The organism is Pelagerythrobacter sp. (assembly GCF_041912895.1).
GTDB lineage: Bacteria > Pseudomonadota > Alphaproteobacteria > Sphingomonadales > Sphingomonadaceae > Pelagerythrobacter.
In genome coordinates, this window is record NZ_JAYSGI010000003.1 from 205,754 (window position 1) to 228,424 (window position 22,671).

A 22,671-nucleotide genomic window follows, 5' to 3' on the forward strand; every position below is an offset into this window, starting at 1 on the left:
GGACGGCATGGACCTTGGCCCCCAGCTTGCTAGAACGCGCGCTTTCCCAGGGGAGACAGATCATAATGAAAGCCAGCGTCGCATCGGTCATCGCCACTTTGCTGTTCAGCGCCGCGCTCAGCGCGCAGGAAGCCGAGCTGCAGCCTTCGCCCAACCCGGTCGAGGAGCAGGAGGTCGACGCCTCGCAGGGCGACGCGCTGCCGCCTGAAGGCAGCGGTGAGCCGGTCGCGACCAGCCCGGTCGATCCGGTTGAAAGCGATGCGGGCGAGGCAAAGTGGGATGTGACCGCGCCGCGTGGCGCGACGGTCCGGCAGGTGCCGATTCGCACCAGCGAGGGCACGTGGATGGACGTCGACGTCTCGCCCGACGGTGGCATGCTCGCCTTCGCGCTGCTGGGCGACATCTATACGATGCCGATCGCGGGCGGCACGCCGACGCGGATCGCCGAGGGGCTGGCGTGGGAGGTGCAGCCGCGCTTCTCGCCCGACGGCACGCGGATCGCGTTCACCTCCGATCGTGGCGGCGGCGACAACATCTGGCTGATGAACGCCAACGGTTCGGACAAGCGTCAGGTGACGAAAGAAGACTTCCGCCTGCTCAACCAGCCGACCTGGAGCCCCGACGGGCGCTACATCGCAGCGAAGAAGCATTTCACCACCGGGCGCTCGGCGGGCACCGGCGAGGTCTGGCTCTACCACGTCTCGGGCGGCAGCGGGGTCGCCTTGGTCGAGCGCGCGAGCGAACAATTGCAGAAGGAACTGGGCGAGCCGATCTACGCGCCCGACGGCAGCGCGATCTACTACACCCGCAACGTCAGCCCCGGGCCCGTGTTCGAGTACGCGCAGGATTCGACGCAGAGCCTGTTCGAGATCGAACGCTACGACCTCAAGACCGGCGAAGTGACCACCGCGGTTTCCGGCTACGGCGGCTCGGTCCGCCCGACGCCTTCGCCCGACGGCGAGATGCTGGCCTTCGTGCGGCGCAACAAGGACCAGTCGCAGCTGTGGGTCAAGGATATCGCCAGCGGCGCGGAGCGGATGATCTACGGCGACCTCGACCTCGACCTGCAGGAGACCTGGGCGGTCTACGGGGTTTATCCGAACATGGACTGGACGCCCGGCAGCGATGCGATCGTGTTCTGGGCGGGCGGCAAGCTGCGCCGGGTGAACGCGGACGGCAGCGGGCTCGCCGAAATCCCCTTCGCGATCGACGATACGCGCGGCGTGGCCGGTGCGCCGCACCCAGCGATCGCGGTCGCGCCAGACACGTTCGAGGCGAAGATGCCCAAGTTCGCCACGCTTTCGCCCGACGGCGCGCGAGTGGTGTTCGAAAGCCTCGGCAAACTCTGGGTCAAGAACGTCGACGGCGGCGAGCCGCGCCGGCTGACCCGGCAGGACGAGGCGCTCGAGCTGTGGCCGACGTGGTCGCGCGATGGGCGGCGGCTGGCGTGGGTCCGTTGGACCGACGCCGGGCTGGGCGAGATCGTGGTCGCCGATGCCAACGGCGGCAATGCGCGCGTGGTAACGACCGCGCCGGGCCACTACGCGGTGCCCCAGTTCTCTCCCGATGGAAGCACGCTGGTGTTCGAGAAGCGTGCGGGCGGCGACATGACCGCGCCCGAATATTCGGAAAACCCCGGCGTCTATCGCATGCCCGTGGCGGGCGGCGAGGCCGAGCTGATCGTGCGCGATCTGGCCGCGCCGCAATTCGGCGCGGCGGATGATCGGGTGTTCATGATGGCGCAGGCCGACGGCAAGCTCCAGCTCGTCTCCACCGACATGAACGGCGAGGCCCGGCGGGTGCATGCGCAGGGCGAGCTGGTGAACGATTACCGCGTCTCGCCCGATGGCCAGTTCTTCGCCTTCCGCCAGAACTACGAGGTGTTCGCGATGCCGCTGATGCCCGGCGGGCAGGCGGTCGCGGTGGACGAGCAGGCCAAGGCGCTGCCGACCGTCGAGGCCAGCCGCAGCGGGGCCGACTACATCGGCTGGTCGGGCGGCGGCGACACGCTCTACTGGTCGATGGGGCCGACGGTCTACCGCGCGAGCACCGCAGCGCTGTTCCCGCGCGCGCCGCAGGCCGAGGGTGCGCCCGCTTTCACGCCGCCTGAAAGCGGCATCTCGATCGCGCGCACGATCCGCGCCGCCGCGCCCGAAGGCACGGTCGCGCTCACCGGCGCGCGCATCCTGACGATGACCGGCGACGACGCCGGAGCGATCGAGAACGGCACGGTGGTGATCGAAGGCGACCGGATCGTCGCGGTCGGCCCGGCCGCCTCGGTGCAGGTGCCGGGCGGGGCGACGGTGATCGACGCCGCGGGCAAGACGATCATGCCGGGCCTGGTCGACGCGCACGCGCACGGGCCGCAGGGCACCGGCGATCTCGTGCCGCAGCAGAACTGGTCGCTGGTCCAGAACCTCGCGATGGGGGTGACCACGATCCACGATCCCTCGTCGAGCGCGAGCATGATCTTCGCCGCCGCCGAGCGTCAGCGCGCCGGCATGCTGCTGGGTCCGCGCATCTTCTCGACCGGCGAGATCGTCTACGGCGCGAAGGCGGCCGGGGTCTATGCCCGGATCGACAGCTACGAGGATGCGCTGGCGCACGTCCGCCGGATCAAGGCGCAGGGCGGGATTTCGATCAAGAACTACAACCAGCCGCGCCGCGAACAGCGCCAGCAGGTGGTCGCCGCAAGCCGGGCGGAGGACATGCTGGTGGTGGCCGAGGGCGGATCGCTGTTCGGGATGGACATGACGATCATCGCCGACGGCAATTCGACGCTGGAACACAACGTGCCGGTCGACGTGATGTACGACGACGTGCTCCAGCTCTTCGGGCAGAGCCAGACGAACTACACTCCGACGCTGGTGGTGACCTACGGTGGGCTCGCGGGCGATCCCTACTGGCGCCAGGCGACCGACGTGTTCGCCAATCCGCTGATGGTCCACACTCCGCCGCGCGCGCTGCTCGCGGCGACCGGGCGGCGGGTAAAGGCGCCCGAGTGGGCCTTCGTCGACGACAACAACGCGCGCGAGGCGGCCAAGGTCGCCGAGCGCGGGGTGAAGGTCGCGATCGGTGCGCATGGGCAGCAGGCGGGCGTGGGCGCGCACTGGGAACTGTGGAGCTTCGTGCGCGGCGGGATGAGCCCGGTCGAGGCGCTGCGCGCGGGTACGATCGTCTCCGCGCAGTCGCTCGGGATGGACCGCGACATCGGCAGCATCGAGCCGGGCAAGCTGGCCGACCTGGTCATCCTCTCGGCGGACCCGTCGCAGGACATCATGGCGAGCGACGACATCGAGCGGGTGATGCTGGGCGGCCGCCTCTACGACGCGCGCACGATGAACGAGGTCGAGACCGGCGACGCGCAGCGACTGCCGTACTGGTGGGAGGACTGACACGCAAAAAGGGCCCGGACCGGTCGGGGGCGACCGGGCCGGGCCCAGGATGCACGCTGCCGGATGCGGGGGGCATAGTCCGGCAGGCGTGCGAGGAGGGGGTCAGAACCCGAAGCGCAGCGTCGCGCGCAGCGCGTAGCCGATCTCCTCGTTGCGCTCCTCGGCCGACAGCTCGCCGCCGATCGAATAGAACTCGTCGCCGCCCATGCCGCGCAGGCGGGCGAACCAGCCGCTCGCGCGCTGTTCGGGCAGCAAGGTGAAGCTGTCGCCGTCGGCGAAGCTGGCGGTGGTGCCGCCGAGCTCGCCCGCGACGATCTCGCGCCAGCCGCCCTCGGCCTCGAGCCGCAGCCAGGTGTCGTCGCGGCGGCCCATGCCGAACAGGTCCGCACCCGCCGCGAGCGCGAGGTTGAGCCCGGTCTCGTCGCTGGTACGGTCCGACACGGTGAGGTCGAGCGCCTCGCCGCCGCCGGTTTCGGTATAGCCGTCCTCGCTCAGCCGGATGTAATCGAGCATGACCGATGGGCGCACGAACAGGTACTGCGAGCCGGTTTCGAACGACGCGCCGCCGATGAACGAGACGACGTTGCCCGACCAGTCGCGGTCGATCAGGCGTTCGAGCGTTTCCTCGCCGTCCTCGCCGGTGAAGAACCGGGAGCCCTCGAAATCTACGAACCCGTACGATCCGCGCGCGAAGCCCGACAGGCCGCCCCAGGTGCCGCGCCAGTAGGCGGCGGCCTCGTAGGTGTTGGAGATGACGGTGTTCTCGTAGCCGCTGTCGTGCCGGCTCCATAGCCAGCTGCCGGTGACGCCGAAATCGCCGACCCCGGTGGTCGTCTCGAGCCCGCCCGAGAAACCGAGGCCGTCGAGATCGTAGGACGCGGTTTCGCCCGCATCCTTCTGCGAATCCCAGCCCGCGAAATCGAGCACGACGCGCAGCTTGTCCTCGGGTTTGAACGGGCCTTGCGGATCGGCGAGCCGGCGGGCGAAAGTGCGCACGCCCAGGCTCACGCCTTCGAACGAGCCGCCCGCATGGTCGGGCAGGATCTGCGCGACGTACTGCCCGAACTGCTCGCCATCGGTGACGCCGAGGAAGACGTTCGCGACATCGTCGTCGTTCGCCAGCGCGGCGTAGAATGCGTCGAACGCCGAGGCCTGCGAGCGGTTGAGGCCGAGATCTTCGGTCGCCTTGCGGGTGATGTCGACCGCGATCTCACCAGCAGCATCGTCGATCGCCAACGAGGCGTCGTAGAGGAACGGCACCAGCGTGCTGTCGGTATCGAGCCCGTCGGCGCCGACGAGATCGCCCGCGGTGAGCACGAGGTAGCTGCCCTCGGCGCTGGCGATGTCGGTGACGCGCAGACGGAATTTTGCGCCTTCCTCGAAGCTGGCCGTGCCGCCAACGTCGATGGCGGTGCCGGCATCGCCCGACTGGTCGAGCGTCGCCACGATCACCCCGTCCGCGCCGACATCAAGCGAGCCGATCGTCGTCGAACCCCGCAGATCGAGCACGCCGCCCGACAGGTCGACCACGAGGTTGTCGCTGCCGGTCAGCGCGCCGGAGAACACCGCGGTGTCGCCCAGCGAGAGCGAGCCCGCGCCGCCGCCGAAATCGGCCTCGCCCGAGAAGCGCGAGGCCCCGGTGAGCGCCAGCTCGTCGGCCTGCCCGCCGAAATCCACGTCGCCCTGGTAGCTGCCGTCGCCCGACAGCTCGAGCCGGTCGGTTCCGGCGCCGAACGTCACGTCGCCCTTCACGGTGCCATCGGCGATGGAGAACATGTCGGCGCCCGAACCGAAGCGAACGTCGCCCACGATCGAGGGCGCGTCGATACCTTCGGCGACCTGGGTCTGCCGCACCGTCGCGCCCGAGGTGACCGCGGTCACGTCGAGGGCAACATTGCGCCCCGATCCCTCGGTCGCGCCCGAGGCGACGATCTCGCCGGCATTCTCAATGGTGGTGAGCGTGCCGCTTTCGTCCACGATCGCCACGGCGGTGCCGCGCGCGCCGGTCTTGGCGGAGATCGTGCCGGTGTTGCGCAGCAGCGGCATGTCCGCGCCGGCATCGACCGCCACCGCAGTGGCGAGCGCGTCGTCGTCGTTGCCGGAGGTCGCGGCGATCGTGCCAGAATTGCGCAGTTCGGGCACATCGGCCCCGGTACCCAGCCGGATCGCGGTCGCCGCCGAATCGCGCGAGGCGGCGGTAACCTTGCCCGACACGCCGATGCCGTTCGCGATGGCGACGGCGCCGCCTTGGCCGCCGACGACCAGGCCGTTGCCGTCGACGCCAGCGTAGACGCCGCTTCCGGCGATCTCGCCTTGGACGATCACGCCAAACCCGGTGCCCGTGGCGGGCACCGCGCCGACCGCGATATCCTCCGCGCCGCCGATCACGACGGCGGGCGCCGCGCCGGCGGAGACGACCCGGCCGGTGCCTGCGCCGGGGACGTCATCGCCACCCTCGCCGTCTTCACCGCCATCGCCGTCTTCGTCGCCCTCTTCACCTTCGTCGCCATCGGCATCATCGTCTTCGTCGTCGCTCGGGGGGGCGGCAGCGAATACGATGCCCTCGGCCACATCGCCCTCGACGATCAGCGCGCTGCCGCCCTGCAGGAGATCGTCGGCATCGAGCTTGGAAGCGTCGGACGGTGCAGTGGCTGAGCGGTATCCGGTTGCGCTGATTCCGCCCTGCACGGTGAGCGTGCCGCCGATATCTCCCGACAGCCGCGCGCCGACCGCGTCCTCGCCCTGCACGCCGATCGTACCTGCGAGGCGGACATCGCCGGTCACGTCGTCCAGCGCGACGCCGGTGCTGCCATCGCCGACCACCGTAGTCTTGCCGTCGTGCGTGAATTTGCCGGTCAGCCGGTCCTCGACCACGATTCCGGCCGAGTCGTTGCCCTCGACCGCGATCGTGCCCGAATTGACGATGTTGCCGGTCAGCGCGCCGCGCACGCGGATGCCGGCGCGGTCGCTGCCGACCGCGAACGGCCCGTCGAGATCGCCGTCCTTGTCGGCATCCTCGGGCGTATAGGTCTCGTTGATCGTGATCGTGCCCGAGTTGACGATATCGGCGGTGCGGTCGCCGTCGACCGCGATGCCGCTCGCGCCATCGGCGTTGGAGATCGCGATCGCGCCCTCGTTGGTGACGTCGTGGTTCGAATCGACCGTCACCGCCGCGCCGCCGCCGACCTTGATCGAGCCGTCCTCGTCGATGCGGATTGCACCGGGCGCGCCGTCGTTCACCGTGGACGTGCGCACGGGCGTGGTGCGGTCGTCGTCGATCACGGTCTGCGCGGCGAGCGGGGTGGCCAGCGCCGCGAGCGCGGTGCCGGCATACAGGGTGCGAAGCATGGGTCCTCCTTGTCCGTTTCGAGACACAGGACGGAGGCATCGCCGCGCAGCCTTGGCGCGGGCGGAAAAATATTCCTAGAATCTCGCGTCGAGGCCGAGGCGGATCGTGCGCGGCTGGAGCGGCGTCACCTGATCGCGGCCCATCGCGAACGGCGTTCCGAGCGCGAAGCGGTTGCCCTTCACGTCCGCGAGATTGACGAGCGAGAGCGTGACGCCCATGCGCTCGCCGCCGAGGCGCACGACCATCCCGCTGTCGAGATAGTCGCCCTGGAGGTCGCCCAGTTCGGGCCCGATGCCGAGCCGCGACTTGCCGACGTAGCTCGCCCAGCCGGTCGCGCGAAGCTCCAGCCCGCTGTCCAGCCAGGTCCGGTAATCGGCCCCGAGCCGCGCGGCGACCCCGGCGATATTGGGGACGTGGGTGGCGCGGGCGAGAAGGAGGAAGCGCGGCTCGTCGACCCGGCTGTCGTTGTAGGTCAGCCCGCCGTTCAGCCGGAAATGGGGCAGGACCTCGACCCCGCCCGACACGCTGGCGGTCCATACGCGTCCGTCGCCGATATTGGCGGTGCTGGGCAGGCCGAGATCGTCGATGAAGTCGGCCTGGATGTCGCTCCAGCGCGTGTGCGAGAGGCTGGCGGACAGATCGAACGGGCCGAAGCCCGGCGTGCCGTGGCGCGCGCCGAATTCGAACGTGGTCGCATGATCGCTGCGGAAACGGCGGACGAATTCGCCTTCGATCGCCAGCCCGCCGGGGCGGAAGCCTTCCTGATAGCGCAAGTAGAGCGCGGTATCGGGCGCGACTTGCGCGAGCAGCGAGGCGGAAGGGAGGAACGCGGTCTCGGTTCGGCTGGCGGTGATTTCCGCGCGCGCGGCGGCGAGCGCCAGCGGCACGTCTTCCCCCGCGCCGCCCAATCGCGAGCGGGTGTAGCGCGCGCCTGCGGTCGCCACGAGGTGTTCCGCCACGCGCAGGCTCGCCTCGCCGTAGGCGGTCGCTTCGGTCACGGTATTGCGCACGCCGGTCGCGCTCATCTGCGAGTCCGGGGTGCCGAGCGAGCGGGTCAGGCGGGTGTCGTTGTCGGTGAAGCTGATCCCGGCGAGCCAGCCGAAACGCTCGCCCAGCGGTTGCCACAGACGGGTCTCGTTGGCGATCATCCGCGTGTCGTTGTCCTGCACGAACAGGCGGTCGGGGCCGCCCGGCGGCGTCGCATCGTAGCGTTCCTGCAAGTCCTGCGAGGCCACGCCGGTTGTCGAACGCAGGCGGACGTCGCCGATCCGGCCTGAGACGACGAACTGGCCGTGGAGGTAATCGGCGCGCGAACCCTCGCGCACGCTGGCCGAGCTGGTCAGCGGATCGCCGCCGCGGTCGGCGTACTGGCTGTCGACCGATCGGGTCGACTGGCCGAGCCCGACGAGATCGACGGTCCATTCGGGCGCCACCTCGACGCGGACCATCGCCCGCCCGCCGAGGATATCGGTGCGGTTGACGTCGGTCCGGTCGAGCGCCGGCTTGTCGATGTAGCCGCCGCGGCTGGCGGCATCGATGGTGACGCGGAGCGCGGCACCGTCGGGGGCGAGCGGCACGTTGAACGTAGCGTTGGCGTCCGCGCCCGGTTCGCCGTGCTGCACCAGTTCGCCGCCGATCGCGCCCGACACGCTGGTGACGCCCGGCTGCGGCGCGTTGGGGACGAGGCGGATGATTCCGCCCAACGAGCCCGCGCCGTAGAGCGTGCCCTGCGGCCCCTCCAGCACCTCGACCCGTTCGAGATCGGACAGGCGCAGGTCGGGATCGGGCGCATTGTAGCTGAGCCGCAAGTCGCCCAGATACTGGCCCACCGTGGCCTGGGTCGGCCCGGTGAAGCTCGAATCGGCGATGCCGCGGATGAACAGCTTGTTGCGCCCGCTGCCGAGGTAGGTCGAGGAGACGGTGGCGACGCGCTGGACGATCTTCTCGGTGCCGCCGATCCCGCCGAATTCCAGCGTTTCGCCGTCGATCATCGAGACCTGTCCGGGAAATTCGCCGCGCGGCGTGTCGCGCTTGCTCGCGATCACCACGATCGGCGGCGCGGGTAGCGCGGGCGCGGCGAGCGTCGGCGGCCGGGCGGTCGGGGGCGGGGCGGCACGCGGCGCGCGGCGCGCCTGCCGGGGCTCGGCCACGATCCGCCAGGCCGAGGGCCCCGCCGGTACCGCCCGCCCGCCAGCCGCGCGTGCCAGCCGCCGGACCGCCTGCGCCGCATCCATGGTTCCGCGAAGCCGCGGGACGTTTCGGCGGGCGGTCCGCGCGTCGGCGATCACGATGCTGGTGCCGGTCTGGCGCGCGATCGCGATCGCCGCGTCGCCCGCTGCACCCGCAGGCGCGTCGATCGCGACCCGCTGGGCGTGCGCGGCCGCCGGAGCCACGGCGGCGACGGCTATTGCGAGACAGGCGAGGGGGCGCATCGTTATGGCGCTTCTACCATCCAGTCCTCGCCCGCCTTGCGCACCGATACGCCGAGCAGCGGGCCGAGCGCGGCTGGGTTCCCGCGCAACGGGGCGACCACCACGCTACCGCTGACCGGCTGCACGGCGCTGCCGGGCGCGACCCGATAGGGCACGCCGGTCGCCCGCGCGAGATCGGCGACGACGTCGGCAAGATCGGCATCGGCGAAAGTGAGGCGGCCCTCTCGCCATTCGCCGACTTGCGCGAGCGGCACTTCGGACAGAACGTAGTCGGCAGAGTCGCGCGCGCTTGTCAGCCGGTCGCCCGGTTCGAGCCGCACGTTCTGTTGGGCGGGATTGAACAGTACCACGCCTTCGGACACCGCCACCGCGAGATTTTCGGCGTCGAGGCGGACGTCGAAGACCGTGCCTACATCGACCAGCGTGTCGTCCCCCGCTTCGAGGCGGAACGGGTGTGCATCGTCGTGGCGGATATCGAACAGCGCCTGGCCGGATTCGAGGCGGGCGAACCGCGGATCGTCTTCGTCGACGGTGATCCGCGAGCCCCCGGCGAGTTCGATCGTGCTGCCGTCTCCCAGCGCGATGCTGCGCGTCTCGCCCGGCGCGGTCTCGTAGACCCGACCGTCGCCGCCCATCTGCCACACGCCGACCGCGGCCAGCCCGGCGAGGCACGCCGCCAGTGCCGCGCCGAACCAGCGCCGGTTGCCGCGCGGCGCGGCGATCGCGGCGTCGTTCGCCGGGGCCGAAGCGAGGGCTTCCGCCGCCTCGGCCACCGCGAGGCTCGCGCGGTCGTAGGCCTCGGCATGGGCGGCATCCCGCTCCAGCCAGGCGGTAAACCCGTCCCAATCCTCGAACGCGGGATCGCCGGTGCGCACGGCCCAGGCGGCCGCCTCGTCGCGAATCGAATCGTCATGCGGCATGGGCCGAACCTCCTGCACGCAAGACGGAGTCGATCGGGTCAGGCCTCATCCATGCGCTCCTTCAGTTCGGCGAGCGCGCGGTAGGCGATGCGCAAGTCGCTTTCGACGGTGCTCAGGCTCACGCCCAGTTCCTGCGCCACCTGCCGCTGGCCGATGCCGTCCACCCGATGCCGGCGGAAAGCCGTGGCGGCGCGCGGTTCGAGCGTCGCCAGCGTCTCGTCGACCAGGCGGGCGAACTGCCGCGCGGCGACAACCCGCTCCGCCGAAGGGCTGTCCGTCATGCCGGGCACCGCGCCGGTATTCGCTTCGCTCCAGTCGTGATCGCGCCGGGCGGCCTGCACCTGCGAGCGGTAGCGGTCGATCATCAGGCTGTTCGCCGCGCGGAAGAGATAGGGCAGCGGCGCGGCGATCGGGCCGCTGCCGCCGGCGGAAACCTTCAGCCACAGTTCCTGCAGCAAATCCTCCGCCGCGTCGCCCGCTCCGCGCGCGGCAAAGAACCGCAGCAGCCGCTCGCGGCTGTCGAGAAAGGCCTGCTCGAGGCCGCTCGGTTGGGTTCTGTCGGACATTGCGTGGCGCCTGCCCGATTATCCGCGGGGGGCGGGTTCCTGCAAGGGGTGAACTGGCCTTTCGCGCTGTCCGCCCCTAAGCTCCGACAGGTATGAAATCGGCCAGTTAGCTGTTGCTGGCGTGCAGGAAGCCTTGCTCGGCGCACTTGTAGACCAAGTGGACCCGGTTGCGCGCGCGAAGTTTCATTCGCGAATTGTCGAGGTGGCGTTCCACCGTGCGCGGGGCGATATGCAGCTGGCTGGCCGCTTCCTTCGCCGAATAGCCTGCGGCCGTGAGCTGGATTACCGCCAGCTCCCTCTCCGTCAAACGATAGTCGTCGGTTATCAGTTTCATCGCTCGGTACCGCCTTGGCATGAAAAAGCCTGGTTTATAGTCGTTTTAAGGCGACACCGATTCGCTATTGATGCCTAACTACGCCTAACTTCATGCGCCAGGCAAGATGTCTTCGTGTCCTTGCCCATTCCTGAACAATTTTTAGGGTTCTCCCCGTCTTTCGGGACTCGGACGGCAGCAATCACGAAGTGTAGTGGCTAAAAATACGTACCGATTCCCCCTGCCAATTCATACGAATAGCGGCGCGTTAGTCTCCGGTTAATCTTCAAGGCGAGGTTGGGAGGGTGCTGGATCGGCCTTTCCTCTGCGACCTCGATCAACCGTTGCAAACGAAGGGGAATATCATGTCCAAGATCACCAAACTGCTCGCCGCCGCATCCGTTCCGGCCCTGCTCGCCGCCGTGCCTGCCGCAGCGCAGGATTCGGAGCAATTCGTCCTCGGCCTGTCGGGCTCGGTCGACAGCAATTGCGAGCTCGTTCCCGAAGGAAGCGGCAGCTATGCCGTCGACATGCTCGATCAGGGCAACCAGGGCGTGCTGACGATCGTCTATTCGTGCAATTCGCCCTACACGGTCTCGCTGCAGTCGCTGAACGGCGGCATGGAGCATCAGGAAAGCGGCGGCGCGGTCAACATCGACTACGACGTCGAAGCCAGCTTCCTCGGCCTTGGCATTGGCGCCACGTCGACCAATTCCGCATCGATGCAGGCTGCGCCGGTCGTGATCGTCACCGACAACGACTGGACCAACATCCTGCTCAACGGCGGCACCCGCACCGGCAACCTCGACCTGTCGTTCGACAGCATCGCGGAATACGCCGTGGCCGGTACCTACGAGGATGAACTGACCATCACGCTTGCCGCAGATTACTGAGCTCCCCCCGCTGGGTATTTGTGGCAGGACCGGGGGGGAGGCGCTTCTCCCCCGGTCCATTCCTTTCCGTAATACGCAGGAACCTGGGGGGTCCGATCATGAAAAGGTTTTTGAAGCTGTGTCTGGCTGCGGCCGTGTGGAGCGCGGTAGCGATACCTCCTCCCGCCCTGGCCTATAATCTCCAGCCGATCGTGGTTCAGTTGAGCCCGGCCGGCGCCGGGTCGAGCCAGATGCTGACCCTGACCAACACGCACGAGGTTCCGATCGCGATCGAGGTCAAGGCCTACCGGCGCGAACAGCAGCCCGATGGCACCGACCGGCTCGTGCCGGAGGAGGAGGATCTGATCATCTATCCTCCGCAGATGGTCATCCCCGCGCAGCAGAGCCAGACGTTCAAGGTGCAGTGGGTCGGCGAGCCGAACCCCGAACGCGAGCTCGCCTATCGCATCGTGACCGAACAGCTGCCGATCAAGTTCGAGAGCCAGGAAGTGGACGGCCGCAAGGCCGACCTGACCATGCGCTATCGCTACGAAGCGGCGCTGTACATCATGCCGAATGGCGCCACGCCGCTTGCCGAACTTGTCTCGGCCACGTCCGTCGCGGCGGAGGACGGCACGCGGATGCTGGAACTGCACATCGCCTCGAAAGGCACCATGCGTGCGATCCTGGACGATCCGACGCTGGTGCTCAGCCCCGCGTCCGGCGCGCCGATCACGCTGTCGGGCGACGACACCAAACCGCTCGTCGGGCTCAATATCCTGCCCGGCGTGGAACGCGTCGTGCGCATTCCGGCGCCGTCCGGCATCGGCGATGGGCCCGTTCCGGCACAGTTGCAGGCAAGCTATATCGAGCTGCGATAGCGGGCCCGGGCCGTGACTTCCTCGATCCATCGCCGGGCCCTGAGATGCGTGGTGTGTCACTTCGCGCTGGCGGTGGCCTGGCACGCGGCAGCGCACGCGGGCGGCGTTCAGCCGGACGATGCCTCGCCGCAACCGGCCGATCCGCCGGCGGCGCCCGCCGCCACGGCCTCCACGACCGAAGACGCGCAGCAGCCCGCCGCCCGGCCGCAGCCGCGCTCGACCGATCCCGACGTCCTATTCAGGGAATTGTTCGGGAAGGACCGGCCGCCGGTGATCGCGGACGATTACGTCGTGCTGGTCGACGGAGTGAACGTCGGCGAATTCGCGGTCGACCCGGCCAATGGGGCGGCAGGAACGGTCGAGGCGAGGCTGGTCCGTGCCGTCCTGCTGCCGGTGGCCGAAGCGGAAATGGTGACGCGCCTGCAGCCGCTGGTGGAACGGGACAGGGTGACCTTCGAACAACTGCGCGCGGCGGGGCTGGAGGTGAACTTCGATGCCTATCGCCTCGCTTTGCAGATCGGATTCCCCATCGATCTGCGGCAGGCGCAGGAGCTTCGCTTGCGCAGCGCGCGCCGCCGGGCGGATATCGCGTTCGCCGAGCAGGCAGGCGTTTCGGCCTATGCCTCGTTTCGGGCCGGGGTCGATCTGGTCGAGCATTCGACGACCGATGAGACGGGCTTCAGCGGGCTGGCGAGCGTGTTCGATTTCGGGGCCAATGTCGGCGGCGTCGCGGCGCAGGCGCGGTTCCGCTACGACGAGCGGCGGGGAAACCGCTGGTCGCGCGGCGATGTCCGGCTGACCTACGACGACATCGACAATCTGATCCGCTACGAAGCGGGCGACCTGAGCGTGGGGCGCCGGCCCTATCAGATCGCGCCGCGGATCGCGGGCGTGGCGGCGTTCCGCGAATTCCCGATCGATCCCTACCGGAACGTGCGGCCCAAGTCGGAACAGGGCTTCGCGCTCGAACAGCCGGCGCGGGTCGAGGTCCTCATCAACGGCGCGCCCGTGCGGACCTACGACCTGCCGGCAGGGCGCTTCAACCTGCAGGATTTCCCGCTGGTCCCCTCGGCGGCCAACGATGTCGAACTGCGGATAACCTATGCCACCGGCGAAGTGACGGTGATCGTCTTTCCCGCGTTCTACGACATCGAACTGCTGGAACCGGGTCTGCTCGATTTCGCGATCAACGTCGGGGTGCCGTTCACCGACGACGATCGCGGACGCGTGTACGACACCGGCGATTACAACGTGCTCGGCTATGCACGCTACGGGATCTCGCCGATCCTGACCGCGGGCGTGAACTGGGAGGGCAACAGCGACTTCAATCTCGTCGGCGGCGAAGTGGTTTGGGCCTCGCCGATCGGGTCGTTCGCGTTCAACGCGGGCATGAATATCAACGATCCCGGCTGGCGCAGCGGGCGCGCCGCAGTGCGCTACGCCTGGCGCGACACCGAACTGACACGCGGACGCTCGATCGATGCGCAGGTGTTCCTGACCGGCGCCGACTACCGCACGCTCAATCAGGTCTTCGGCGGCAACCTGACCCGCGTTTCCGCCACCGCCCGCGCCGGGCAAATGCTGGGGCCGCGCATGCGCGCGCAGGTCTTCGGCGGCTACGAGGATGTTCGCGGTTTCGGAGAGAATTATTACCTCGGCGCGGGCCTGTCGCGGCAGTTTCCGTGGGGCTCGGTATCGTTCAACGCAGACTATCGCTGGAACCCGGAAGATAGCGGCCCGAGCGTGCAGCTTTCGGCGACCATCCCGCTGGGCCGCGGCACGCTCAGCTCGAGCTATGCCAGCGAGCGCAATGCCGCGCGGCTCGAATACAACCGGCTGGCCGCGCTCGGCGTGGGATCGTTCGGTTACGGCGCCGGGATCGAGCGGCGCGACGATTTCGACCGCCAGTTCGCGCGCATGACCTATATCGGCAATCGCTTCGAAGGGACGGTCGACCAGGTGCGGCAGGCCGGGCGAGGGCAGAGCGACATCCGCACCGGCTTCTCGCTCGGCTCGGCGCTGGTGATGGCCGACGGCACGTTCGCAATCTCGCGGCCGATCACCAACAGCTTCGCGATCTTCGAAGTCGACGCGGGCGCGGCGGATTATCATATCGCGGTGGAGCCGCGCACGGGCTTCGGATCGTCGGAAACGCGCTATACCGCGCTCAGCGACGGGCTCGGTCCGGCGGTGGTGCCCAACCTGCCCGCCTATTTCGAGCGCACGATCGAAGTGGCCGCCCCCGGCGCGCCGGTGGGCACGTCGCTCGGCGGGCAGGTGTTCTCGCTCAAGCCCGGGTTCCGCTCGGGCTATCGCGTGAAGGTGGGCAACGCGCAGAACGTTTCGATCCTGGCCACGCTGGTCGATCCGGCGGGCAATCCGCTCTCGCTCGCCACGGGCGAGGCGCGCCGGGTCGGCGCCGGGGCGGACGAGCCGCCCTTGCCGGCCTTCACCAACGGCGCCGGCCGGTTCTTCCTCGAAGGAGTCGCGGCCGGCTCGACATACGAAATATCGGTTCCCGTCGACGGCGCGCAGCTCACGGCCACGATCGTGGTGCCGGATGATGTCGTCGGGCTTTACCGGCTCGAAACCCCCGTTTCGCTTTCGGCCGAACCGCGCACAGGAGAAAAGTGATGATGGCCTTCAAATCGTTCGCCCGTACAGGCTCTCTGATCGCATCAATCGCTGTCGCGCAGCCGGCCCTCGCCCAGGAACTGGTCGATCTCGAAGTGTGCCGGCTCAGCGTGTCGGCCGACAACGCGATCGACTGGCGCGGGTTGTATGGCCGCGGCTACGAAGTCTTCGAACCTGCCGAGAACTATGAAGTGGTGGCGGTGCAGGTGCGGCACGAAGGGCCGGCATGCAATTTCTTCCTGTCTGCCGCGCCGCTGGGCGGCAGCGGCAGCCCGGCGCTCGAAGGGCCGCAGGAACAGCTGCTCTACGATCTGCGGCGAATGCCCGACGGCCCTTCTATCCTGTCGCCCGATTATTTCGGCAGCGAGTTTTCGCGCATCGATGGCCAGTTCGGGCCGGGCGCGCAGAGCCAGACGTACCAGCTCTATCTCGCGGTGCCGTCGAGCCAGCTCGTCGGCGGGGGGACCTATACCGGCCAGGCGGTGCTGAGGGTGTTTCGTGACGACAGCGACGGGCCGGCGCTGGCCGACGAGGCCGGCGTGGCGATTTCGGTGCCGGTCGAATCGGTGCTGAACGTCGAACTCGCCGACGCCGCGCCCGGCGTTCGCACGATGGACGTGGACCTCGGTTCGCTGTCGAGGTCGATGGAACGCTCCGTCCTGTTCGAAATCCGCAGCAACGCTTCGGTAAGAGCGCGGATCGCCTCGCAAAATCGCGGTACGCTGACCCATTTCGCCGGTGCGCCGGGGATTCCCTATCGAATGATGGTCGGCGAAGTGCCGGTCGATCTTTCGAGCTCTAACGCCGAGATCGACGTCACGCCCGCCAAGACCCAGCAGAGCGCACTACCGATGACGATCGCGGTCGACGGAGCGGAAATCGCCGCGGCCGGTCAATATTCGGATTTGGTGACGATAACCTTCATCGCCGATTGAAGTATCGCAGTCTCCAGCATCGCTACGCTGGCGCTAGGGGAGCGATGTGGTCCGTCGCTGAATCCGAGGCGCGCGCCGACGCCGAGATCGGCGCGCGCCCGGTTGGTTTCGCGATTGCTATCCGGTTACTGCGAACTTGCCCGGCGTGTCACCGAAAGACCATACACTGTCGCGTGGCAAGGCCTTTGCCCGCCGCACTGCTGCTCGCCATGCGGGAATCAATGCGAGCGCACTGACTAACGCCAGCACATCGACCAGCCAGACCTTCGCCGGGAAGTTCGCGCCGAACAACAGCGTCGCGATGGGAACGAGCGTGAATGCCGCGCCGGTCATCGGTATGAGTTCGATCGCCGCGCGCGGCGCGCCGCGCAGCAAGGCCCAGGCGGTAAACGCGAGGAACACTGCATAGTAGATCGCGCTGTGGATCCCGGTGGTCGCGTCGATACCGAGCGGCTTGGCGGCGGCGACCATCGCGGAAATTCCCGCGATGCAGCTGAGTGGAACGCCCACGGTGAGCGCTGCGAGCACGCGCGTTGCCCTGGTCTGCTCAACCGCGCCGGCCCTGCGTTCGCGCTTGCGGCGCGATTCCACCCCGAAGCTCCACGAGGGCCAGGGAGATGTTGTCGCTGCCGTCGCGTTGCAGGGCGTTCGTCAGCAGCCTGTCGGCCTGTGCGGCGAGCGGCTCGACAAAGGTGAAGTCGCGATCGGATAGCGAGCGGGAAAGGCCGTCGGAGCACAATAGCAGCCGGTCTCCCGGCAGAAGGTGGCAAGACGTACGATCGATCGTCAACGTCTCCCCGACACCCAGCGCATTGGTGATGACGTTGGCCTGCGGATGATGCGCCGCCTCGTCAGGGGTGAGCGCTCCAGCGTCGATCAGTTGCTGCACCACGCTATGATCATGGGTCAACAAATGAAGTGCGCCTTCGCGGATGAGGTAGGCGCGGCTGTCCCCGGCCCAGTAGAGGAATGCTGTGGGACCTTCGGTGTGCAACACGATCGCCGTGGTTCCGCTCTGGCCGCTGCTCGCGTCGAGGATTGCCGCATTGGCAGCGGCCAGCGCCTGATCGATCGCGCTCATCGAGATCGGAGAGGGGATCCGCGTCAGATGTGCGATGAGCGTCTCTGCGGCTTCGCCCCCGCCGCTATGTCCGCCCATTCCATCGGCAACCGCCCATAGCCCGACATCGGGCCGTTCGAGGACACGATCCTCGTTGACCTCGCGCACGCGCCCGACATGGCTGCGAACGGTCGAGTTGCACCGCAACCCGGTTGCTGCCTGGCTGTGCGGGCCGAAGCGCCGAAAGAGCGAATTCATAGGGAATCGCCGCGATTGAGCGCTGCCTCGGTATGATCGTAAGCGGCCGTGAATGCATGATCCAGCGCCCCCGGGGCGCCGCCATCCATTTCGGCGGCAAGGCCGGCGTGGCGCTGCCCGGCCTCTTCCGTGAGCAGCGACGCGCGACTTTTCAGGAGGGTGGGGCGCGCAGCGACCGCATTTTCGATCGCCTCGGGGTCGAAGCGGCCGACGGCGTAGCGCAGGCTGCCCTGCATCCCGGCGAAAGTCGCAACGAGGTGCAGCTTGACGTCGCGAAACGAAGATTGAACCGCCGCCGGGCCGGAGAGGAATCCCGACGAGCCGGCGAGAAGCAGATCGACGGCAAGCCGCTGCGACGGCGCCCATTTGAACGGATTGTTGCCCTCACCCGAAATCGTGGTGCGGTTGAGTTGATATCGCGCGCGTGCGCGATTGCGTTCGGCCATCAGGTCGCCGATTCCGAGCACCATCTGACGGTAGAGCGCACCGGCTCGGCGCATGATCTCCTCGGGATCCTCGCTCGACAGCAGCGACGCATCGAGACCTGCCCCTTCGCAAAACGCCTCGAGCAGGGAGCCTTCTCCAGTGGCTGGTTGAGGGGCTGGTCCGCTCCAATCACTAGGAACATCGATCGATTCGCCAAGCGGGGGGCTCAATACCATGGTCAGATCGCCGTGAACTCCGGCAACGGCCGCGTGCGGCGCCACGGTCGCGACGATGCGGAAGCGCCCCAGGCGCAGCGCACCGGGCAACGAGACCGGGCTCTCGACATCGTCGGGAAACCGCGATCCTGCAATGTCGTCGAATACACCGTTGGCCCCTATCACGCGCAGAGTGAGGCCGTCGCGATCGACGCGCAGTTCGCAATGGGTGCGCGAGAGCGCGCGATCGGGGTCGGCGATCGGCCAATCCGCCTGCGGGTCGCGTCCGATCGTGAGCACGCCGGTCTGCAGCAGCCGCGCATCGATCGGCTGGATCGCATCGTCGGCATCGAACAGTTGGAGCATGTACATCGACGTGCTCCTCAGGCGGCGATTCGGGTGGCCAGCATACTGGCCTCGACGCTTTTATCGGTCGTGGTCATCCGCGCCTCTGCGGCTCCGGCGGCGCGGTTGAAAGCATCGAACACATCGCCGAATTCGTCGCGCCGCTTGTGCGAAATGCGAAATGCGAAGTCGCCGTTCGCTGCATCGTCGAGTGCCCGGCGAAGCCTTCGCAACGGACGCGCGACAAGCGCACCGCTGAGATAGCCGACCAGCAGCACCACCGCCATCACGATGGCCGACACTATCGCGAGCAGGGTCTTGGACGTGGCGATCGCGGCATCGAGCGCATCGCGCCTGAGAACCAGGTCGACCGTTCCGAACCGTGCGCCCGCGTAGGTGATCGGACGAACGAACCGCAGGCCGGCGCCCGCGCCGATGTCCGGTGCGCTGGTAACCCGCCGGCCGGCCTGCTGTATGATCGCCGGTTCCGCTGCTGCCGGGCGATAGGGTGCGCCGATCAGTGTTCCGTCGCTTGCCGCGCGGACAATCCCGTCGACATCGGCGACAACGATGTCGCGCATGCCTTCGTCCTGTGCGGCCGCAGACACGAATGCCTGTAGCGCCGTCCAGTCCTGCTCGTCTGGCGGCAACCCCGCATTGTCTGCCGCTGTGACGGCTGCATTCCCCGTAACGAATGCCGCGATGCTGTTACCCGAAACGGCTGCCATCTGCTCCAGCGCGCGCGTTTCGCGTTCGAGAATGGTATAGACGCACGCCGTGAGGGCGAGCGCCGTCACCGCGCACAGCGCCAGAGGCAGCTTGAACCGCAGCGGCAGCCCGCGCCGGGAAGATGCAGCGTCTTGCTCCGCATTCAGCTCACGCTCCATCGCCGCGACAAGCGCGGCGCCGTCGGCGAAGCGTTGGTCGGGCTTCTTTGCCAGAAGCTTGTCGATAATGAAGCAGAAGCCCGGCGGACAGTCACCGGCGGCATCGCCGATCGGAGCGACTTTCTCCTGCGCGATCTGGATTGCGAGGATGGCCAGACCGGTTCCGGGGAATGCGGGCCTGCCCGTCACCATCTCGTAGAGGACCACGCCGAGCGAGAAGAGGTCCGAGCGTGCATCGACCGGCAAGCCGAGCGCTTGCTCCGGGCTCATGTAGCGCGGCGTGCCGACGAGCTGGCCGACCTGCGTTTTGGCCAAAGCCTCCGGATCTGCCTCTCCCACGCGCGCCACACCGAAATCGAGCAGCTTCGCAGTCCTGCCGTCGGCGGAGATCAGGATATTGGACGGCTTGATGTCCCGGTGGATCACCCCGGAGCGATGGGCATAGGCAAGTGCGTCGGCCAGTTGCACCGCGATGCGCAGGACGCGCTCGTACGGCATGCGGCCATGCGCATGGAGCCATTGATCGAGCGGCTGACCTTCGACCAGTTCCATCGCGATGTAGGCGACGCCCTCAACTTCGCCGACATCGTAAATCGTCGCTATGTTTGCGTGACTCAGCGCCCCGGCCGCGCGCGCTTCGCGGATGAACCGTTCGCCCAGCGCGGGATCGCTGGCATATTGCGGCTTCAGAACCTTAATCGCTACCGTCCGTCCGATATCCGGGTCATGCGCGCGGTAGACGTCGGCCATCGCGCCTTCGCCCAGGCGGCTTTCCAATCGATAGCGGCCAAGTGTCGTCGTCATTCTTCCGCTGCGCCCCTAATCAATCACTGGGCTGCAGCTTTTATCGTCAAGGCCTTAGCAACCAATTACCGCCGCGATCGGACCGTTCTTGCGATGCGCTCCGCACGCGCGAGGTCGCTGGCGATCGTCGCGTTGCCGGGATCGAGCGTGGCGGCACGACGAAGCAACGTGAGGGCCTGCGGGATCTTGCCTTGGTTAAGTGCGGTCAGCCCCGCCGAGCGCGCGCGTTGCGCAGCGGCCGGGTCGGCGGTCGGGCGCGCGGGCGGAGCCGGCTTGGGTTCCAGGGCGACCGCCGCCGGACGCGTCCGCGGGGTTGAGGGGGGCGGCGAAGTTCGCGGCTCCGCAGCTGCACGAGGCAACTGACCGGGAATGCGCAGCTCGCTACCCGCTGCCAGATCGGACGGAACTTCGATGCCATTGTAGCGGGCAAGTTGATACGACTTGAGCCGATTGCCGAGGAACCGCTCGGCGAGTTCGGCCATCGTTTCGCCCGGCTGCACCGTATAGGGATAGTTTTTCGGGCCCAGGTCGGCCTTGGCGTCGCCTTCGATCCCCTGGAGCAGAACCATGAGCGAAGCGTTCATCGGGTCGCGCGCCAGCCCTTTCTCGATCCGCTTTTCAGCCTCGCGGCGTTCGCCCCGATCGAGCAGGGCAGCGATCTCTTCAACCTCGTCGGCACCCGTTGGCATCGCTGCCGATGCCGCCGGAAGATTCTTTGGCCCACTCGAACATCCGGCGAGTGCCAGAGCGACGACAGCCGCGGCAGCGAGGAAGGAGGGACGCCGGTAAACGGTCATGCACGGAGCCTTTCGGAGGGAGCAGAAGCAGCCGGCCGAAGCAACCGGTCGAGCGAGCCCTTATGGTGGACGAAATCGAGGAATGCCGCGCTGTCGAGCGGCCTGGAGAAATAGAACCCCTGGAACAGTTCGCAGCTATGCGCGCGCAGCCAGCCGAACTCCGCCGCGGTCTCGACACCTTCGGCTAGAACCTTGATTCCCAGCCCGCGGCCAAGCGCGAGGATGCTGGCGCAGATCGCCTGGCTGTCACGCCGCGAATCCACATCGGTAACAAAGGCGCGATCGATCTTGATCTTGTCGAACCCGACCGCGGTGAGCGATGCGAAACTCGAATAACCGGTGCCGAAATCGTCGATCGCGATGCGAATTCCGGCTCCGCGCAGCGCTTCGCACAGGCGGGGCGCACGGTCTCCATCGGCAAGCGCGACGCTTTCGGTGAGCTCAATCTCGAGCGCGTCGCCGCCGAGGCCATGCCGCGCGAGCGTTCGCTCGATCAATATCGGCAGCTCCTCGTCATCGAGCTGGTGACCGGATATGTTGACGGCCATCCGAAGATCGGAATGCCCCGCACCGCGCCAGTGCCGCGCTTCTCGCAAAGCATGATTGAGCGCCCAGAGCCCGATCTCGTGCGACAGATTGGCGGCTTCCATTATCGGAATGAAGCGGCCGGGCGGCACGAGACCGCGCTCGGGATGCTGCCACCGGACCAGCGCCTCGGCGCCGCATACCCGGCCGTGCATCGCATCGATTAGCGGTTGGAATTGCATCCGCAACTCGTCCCGCGCGACGGCTTGGCGCAAGTCCTGCTCAACCTGATAGCGCTCCCTAGCCTGGACGCCGGGATCGATACTGGCGATCTCTTCGCGTACGTCGCTAATCAAGGGGACTGAAAAGGATGACAGCGTCTGCGAAAGCAGAGCTTGCGGTGATGTGGCCGAAGGATCGAAACGACCCGTGCGGACTGCGATTTCGGGGAACATGTCCCGATCACCGTCGCTCCAGCGATCGCCCAGTGCATAGGCCATCGCAGCTATTTCGGCTTCGGCTTGAACGGGTTCTTCGTGCCCGAGCCAGATGGCCAAATGCGTGCGATCCGTTTGTGCCAATAGCCGCTCCGGCGGGAGCATCACTCCTAGCCGGTCCACAATTGCCAGCAGAAACCGCTCCGCAAGGGCGGGATCGAACGCGCACAAGCGATCGTAGTCCCTGAGTGCGAGGAGTGCGAGGATACCACTACCGTCGGCAGACATGCGAGATATCAACGGCTCGCGCGTGGGTAATCCGGATAAGGCATGGATGTGAAGGAGCCGCTGTTCCGGAACAGCGGGCCGTTCTGCAAACGCGCGCAGCGCGGCAGCAGCACGGCGAGTAATGCGGCCTTCGGTCGCTTCGCCCAACAGCTCTTCCGCGCGCTCGACCGGCGCGCGGAGACAGTGCTCACGGTAGGTTACGAGAACCGCAAAGCCGATGGAGACCACAACAGCGAGAAGGATGGCCGTCAGCATCGCTCCTCCTCCCGGAGCCCGGCTGCAACCCGCTTTCTGGCCCCGCACATGTAAGGTGATGTAACGTCCAAAGATTG

The 22,671-nt window shown here is 67.7% G+C and carries 16 protein-coding genes; 5 read left to right on the forward strand and 11 right to left on the reverse strand.

The genetic code is table 11. The features are described from left to right. The first annotated feature begins 65 nt into the window (after positions 1–65). Positions 66–3,395, forward strand: coding sequence for an amidohydrolase family protein (locus ACE3QC_RS11710; RefSeq protein WP_374408423.1), 3,330 nt, complete (start codon positions 66–68; stop codon positions 3,393–3,395). 102 nt (positions 3,396–3,497) lie between these two features. Here the strand turns inward: ACE3QC_RS11710 and ACE3QC_RS11715 are convergent, their stop codons facing one another. The 5 genes from ACE3QC_RS11715 to ACE3QC_RS11735 form a co-directional block, all read right to left on the reverse strand. After that, positions 3,498–6,743 carry an autotransporter domain-containing protein gene (locus ACE3QC_RS11715; protein WP_374408425.1) on the reverse strand — a complete coding sequence of 1,082 codons (3,246 nt, stop codon included), beginning with the start codon at positions 6,741–6,743 and terminating at the stop codon, positions 3,498–3,500. Between the two features lie 75 nt (positions 6,744–6,818). Next, positions 6,819–9,176, reverse strand: coding sequence for a TonB-dependent receptor (locus ACE3QC_RS11720; protein WP_374408427.1), 2,358 nt, complete (start codon positions 9,174–9,176; stop codon positions 6,819–6,821). A gap of 2 nt (positions 9,177–9,178) precedes the next feature. Continuing rightward, entirely contained in the window at positions 9,179–10,096 is a 918-nt protein-coding gene (locus ACE3QC_RS11725; RefSeq protein WP_374408429.1) for a FecR domain-containing protein, read from the reverse strand. Between the two features lie 38 nt (positions 10,097–10,134). Beyond that, a complete protein-coding gene (locus ACE3QC_RS11730; RefSeq protein ID WP_374408431.1) occupies positions 10,135–10,662 on the reverse strand; it encodes an RNA polymerase sigma factor in 528 nt (175 codons plus the stop codon). A gap of 106 nt (positions 10,663–10,768) precedes the next feature. Then, positions 10,769–10,996, reverse strand: a complete 228-nt coding sequence (locus ACE3QC_RS11735; protein WP_374408432.1) for a response regulator transcription factor — start codon at positions 10,994–10,996, stop codon at positions 10,769–10,771. Between the two features lie 344 nt (positions 10,997–11,340). Here ACE3QC_RS11735 and ACE3QC_RS11740 point away from each other — a divergent pair, with 344 nt between their 5' ends. The 4 genes from ACE3QC_RS11740 (at position 11,341) to ACE3QC_RS11755 (ending at position 16,297) form a co-directional block, all read left to right on the forward strand. Next, on the forward strand, positions 11,341–11,868 hold the full coding sequence (locus ACE3QC_RS11740; protein WP_374408434.1) for a hypothetical protein: 528 nt from the start codon (positions 11,341–11,343) through the stop codon (positions 11,866–11,868). Between the two features lie 98 nt (positions 11,869–11,966). Continuing rightward, positions 11,967–12,728, forward strand: coding sequence for a molecular chaperone (locus ACE3QC_RS11745; protein ID WP_374408437.1), 762 nt, complete (start codon positions 11,967–11,969; stop codon positions 12,726–12,728). Between the two features lie 48 nt (positions 12,729–12,776). Further along, a complete protein-coding gene (locus ACE3QC_RS11750; protein WP_374408439.1) occupies positions 12,777–15,362 on the forward strand; it encodes a hypothetical protein in 2,586 nt (861 codons plus the stop codon). Continuing rightward, on the forward strand, positions 15,362–16,297 hold the full coding sequence (locus tag ACE3QC_RS11755) for a hypothetical protein (RefSeq protein ID WP_374408442.1): 936 nt from the start codon (positions 15,362–15,364) through the stop codon (positions 16,295–16,297). The genes ACE3QC_RS11750 and ACE3QC_RS11755 overlap by 1 nt, the downstream gene beginning before the upstream one ends. A gap of 117 nt (positions 16,298–16,414) precedes the next feature. Here ACE3QC_RS11755 and ACE3QC_RS11760 read toward each other — a convergent pair whose 3' ends face one another. From ACE3QC_RS11760 to ACE3QC_RS11785, 6 genes are all read right to left on the reverse strand, one after another. Then, a complete protein-coding gene (locus tag ACE3QC_RS11760) occupies positions 16,415–16,825 on the reverse strand; it encodes a hypothetical protein (protein WP_374408444.1) in 411 nt (136 codons plus the stop codon). 19 nt (positions 16,826–16,844) lie between these two features. Then, positions 16,845–17,615, reverse strand: a complete 771-nt coding sequence (locus ACE3QC_RS11765) for a PP2C family serine/threonine-protein phosphatase (protein ID WP_374408446.1) — start codon at positions 17,613–17,615, stop codon at positions 16,845–16,847. Further along, entirely contained in the window at positions 17,612–18,622 is a 1,011-nt protein-coding gene (locus ACE3QC_RS11770; RefSeq protein ID WP_374408448.1) for a type VI secretion system-associated FHA domain protein, read from the reverse strand. The genes ACE3QC_RS11765 and ACE3QC_RS11770 overlap by 4 nt, the downstream gene beginning before the upstream one ends. A gap of 17 nt (positions 18,623–18,639) precedes the next feature. Beyond that, positions 18,640–20,292, reverse strand: a complete 1,653-nt coding sequence (locus ACE3QC_RS11775; RefSeq protein WP_374408450.1) for a protein kinase — start codon at positions 20,290–20,292, stop codon at positions 18,640–18,642. Between the two features lie 65 nt (positions 20,293–20,357). Then, entirely contained in the window at positions 20,358–21,089 is a 732-nt protein-coding gene (locus ACE3QC_RS11780) for a LysM domain-containing protein (RefSeq protein WP_374408452.1), read from the reverse strand. Then, on the reverse strand, positions 21,086–22,594 hold the full coding sequence (locus ACE3QC_RS11785; RefSeq protein ID WP_374408454.1) for a putative bifunctional diguanylate cyclase/phosphodiesterase: 1,509 nt from the start codon (positions 22,592–22,594) through the stop codon (positions 21,086–21,088). Before ACE3QC_RS11785 ends, ACE3QC_RS11780 begins: the two co-directional genes overlap by 4 nt. Positions 22,595–22,671: the final 77 nt, after the last annotated feature.

Bases quoted from the DNA above. Each gene is read 5' to 3' on its own strand.
- ACE3QC_RS11770 (WP_374408448.1), bottom strand. From the start codon at position 18,622: ATGCTCCAACTGTTCGATGCCGACGATGCGATCCAGCCGATCGATGCG.
- ACE3QC_RS11725 (WP_374408429.1), bottom strand. From the start codon at position 10,096: ATGCCGCATGACGATTCGATTCGCGACGAGGCGGCCGCCTGGGCCGTG.
- ACE3QC_RS11775 (WP_374408450.1), bottom strand. From the start codon at position 20,292: ATGACGACGACACTTGGCCGCTATCGATTGGAAAGCCGCCTGGGCGAA.
- ACE3QC_RS11710 (WP_374408423.1), top strand. From the start codon at position 66: ATGAAAGCCAGCGTCGCATCGGTCATCGCCACTTTGCTGTTCAGCGCC.
- ACE3QC_RS11735 (WP_374408432.1), bottom strand. From the start codon at position 10,996: ATGAAACTGATAACCGACGACTATCGTTTGACGGAGAGGGAGCTGGCG.
- ACE3QC_RS11765 (WP_374408446.1), bottom strand. From the start codon at position 17,615: ATGAATTCGCTCTTTCGGCGCTTCGGCCCGCACAGCCAGGCAGCAACC.
- ACE3QC_RS11740 (WP_374408434.1), top strand. From the start codon at position 11,341: ATGTCCAAGATCACCAAACTGCTCGCCGCCGCATCCGTTCCGGCCCTG.
- ACE3QC_RS11785 (WP_374408454.1), bottom strand. From the start codon at position 22,594: ATGCTGACGGCCATCCTTCTCGCTGTTGTGGTCTCCATCGGCTTTGCG.
- ACE3QC_RS11720 (WP_374408427.1), bottom strand. From the start codon at position 9,176: ATGCGCCCCCTCGCCTGTCTCGCAATAGCCGTCGCCGCCGTGGCTCCG.
- ACE3QC_RS11715 (WP_374408425.1), bottom strand. From the start codon at position 6,743: ATGCTTCGCACCCTGTATGCCGGCACCGCGCTCGCGGCGCTGGCCACC.
- ACE3QC_RS11755 (WP_374408442.1), top strand. From the start codon at position 15,362: ATGATGGCCTTCAAATCGTTCGCCCGTACAGGCTCTCTGATCGCATCA.
- ACE3QC_RS11780 (WP_374408452.1), bottom strand. From the start codon at position 21,089: ATGACCGTTTACCGGCGTCCCTCCTTCCTCGCTGCCGCGGCTGTCGTC.
- ACE3QC_RS11730 (WP_374408431.1), bottom strand. From the start codon at position 10,662: ATGTCCGACAGAACCCAACCGAGCGGCCTCGAGCAGGCCTTTCTCGAC.
- ACE3QC_RS11745 (WP_374408437.1), top strand. From the start codon at position 11,967: ATGAAAAGGTTTTTGAAGCTGTGTCTGGCTGCGGCCGTGTGGAGCGCG.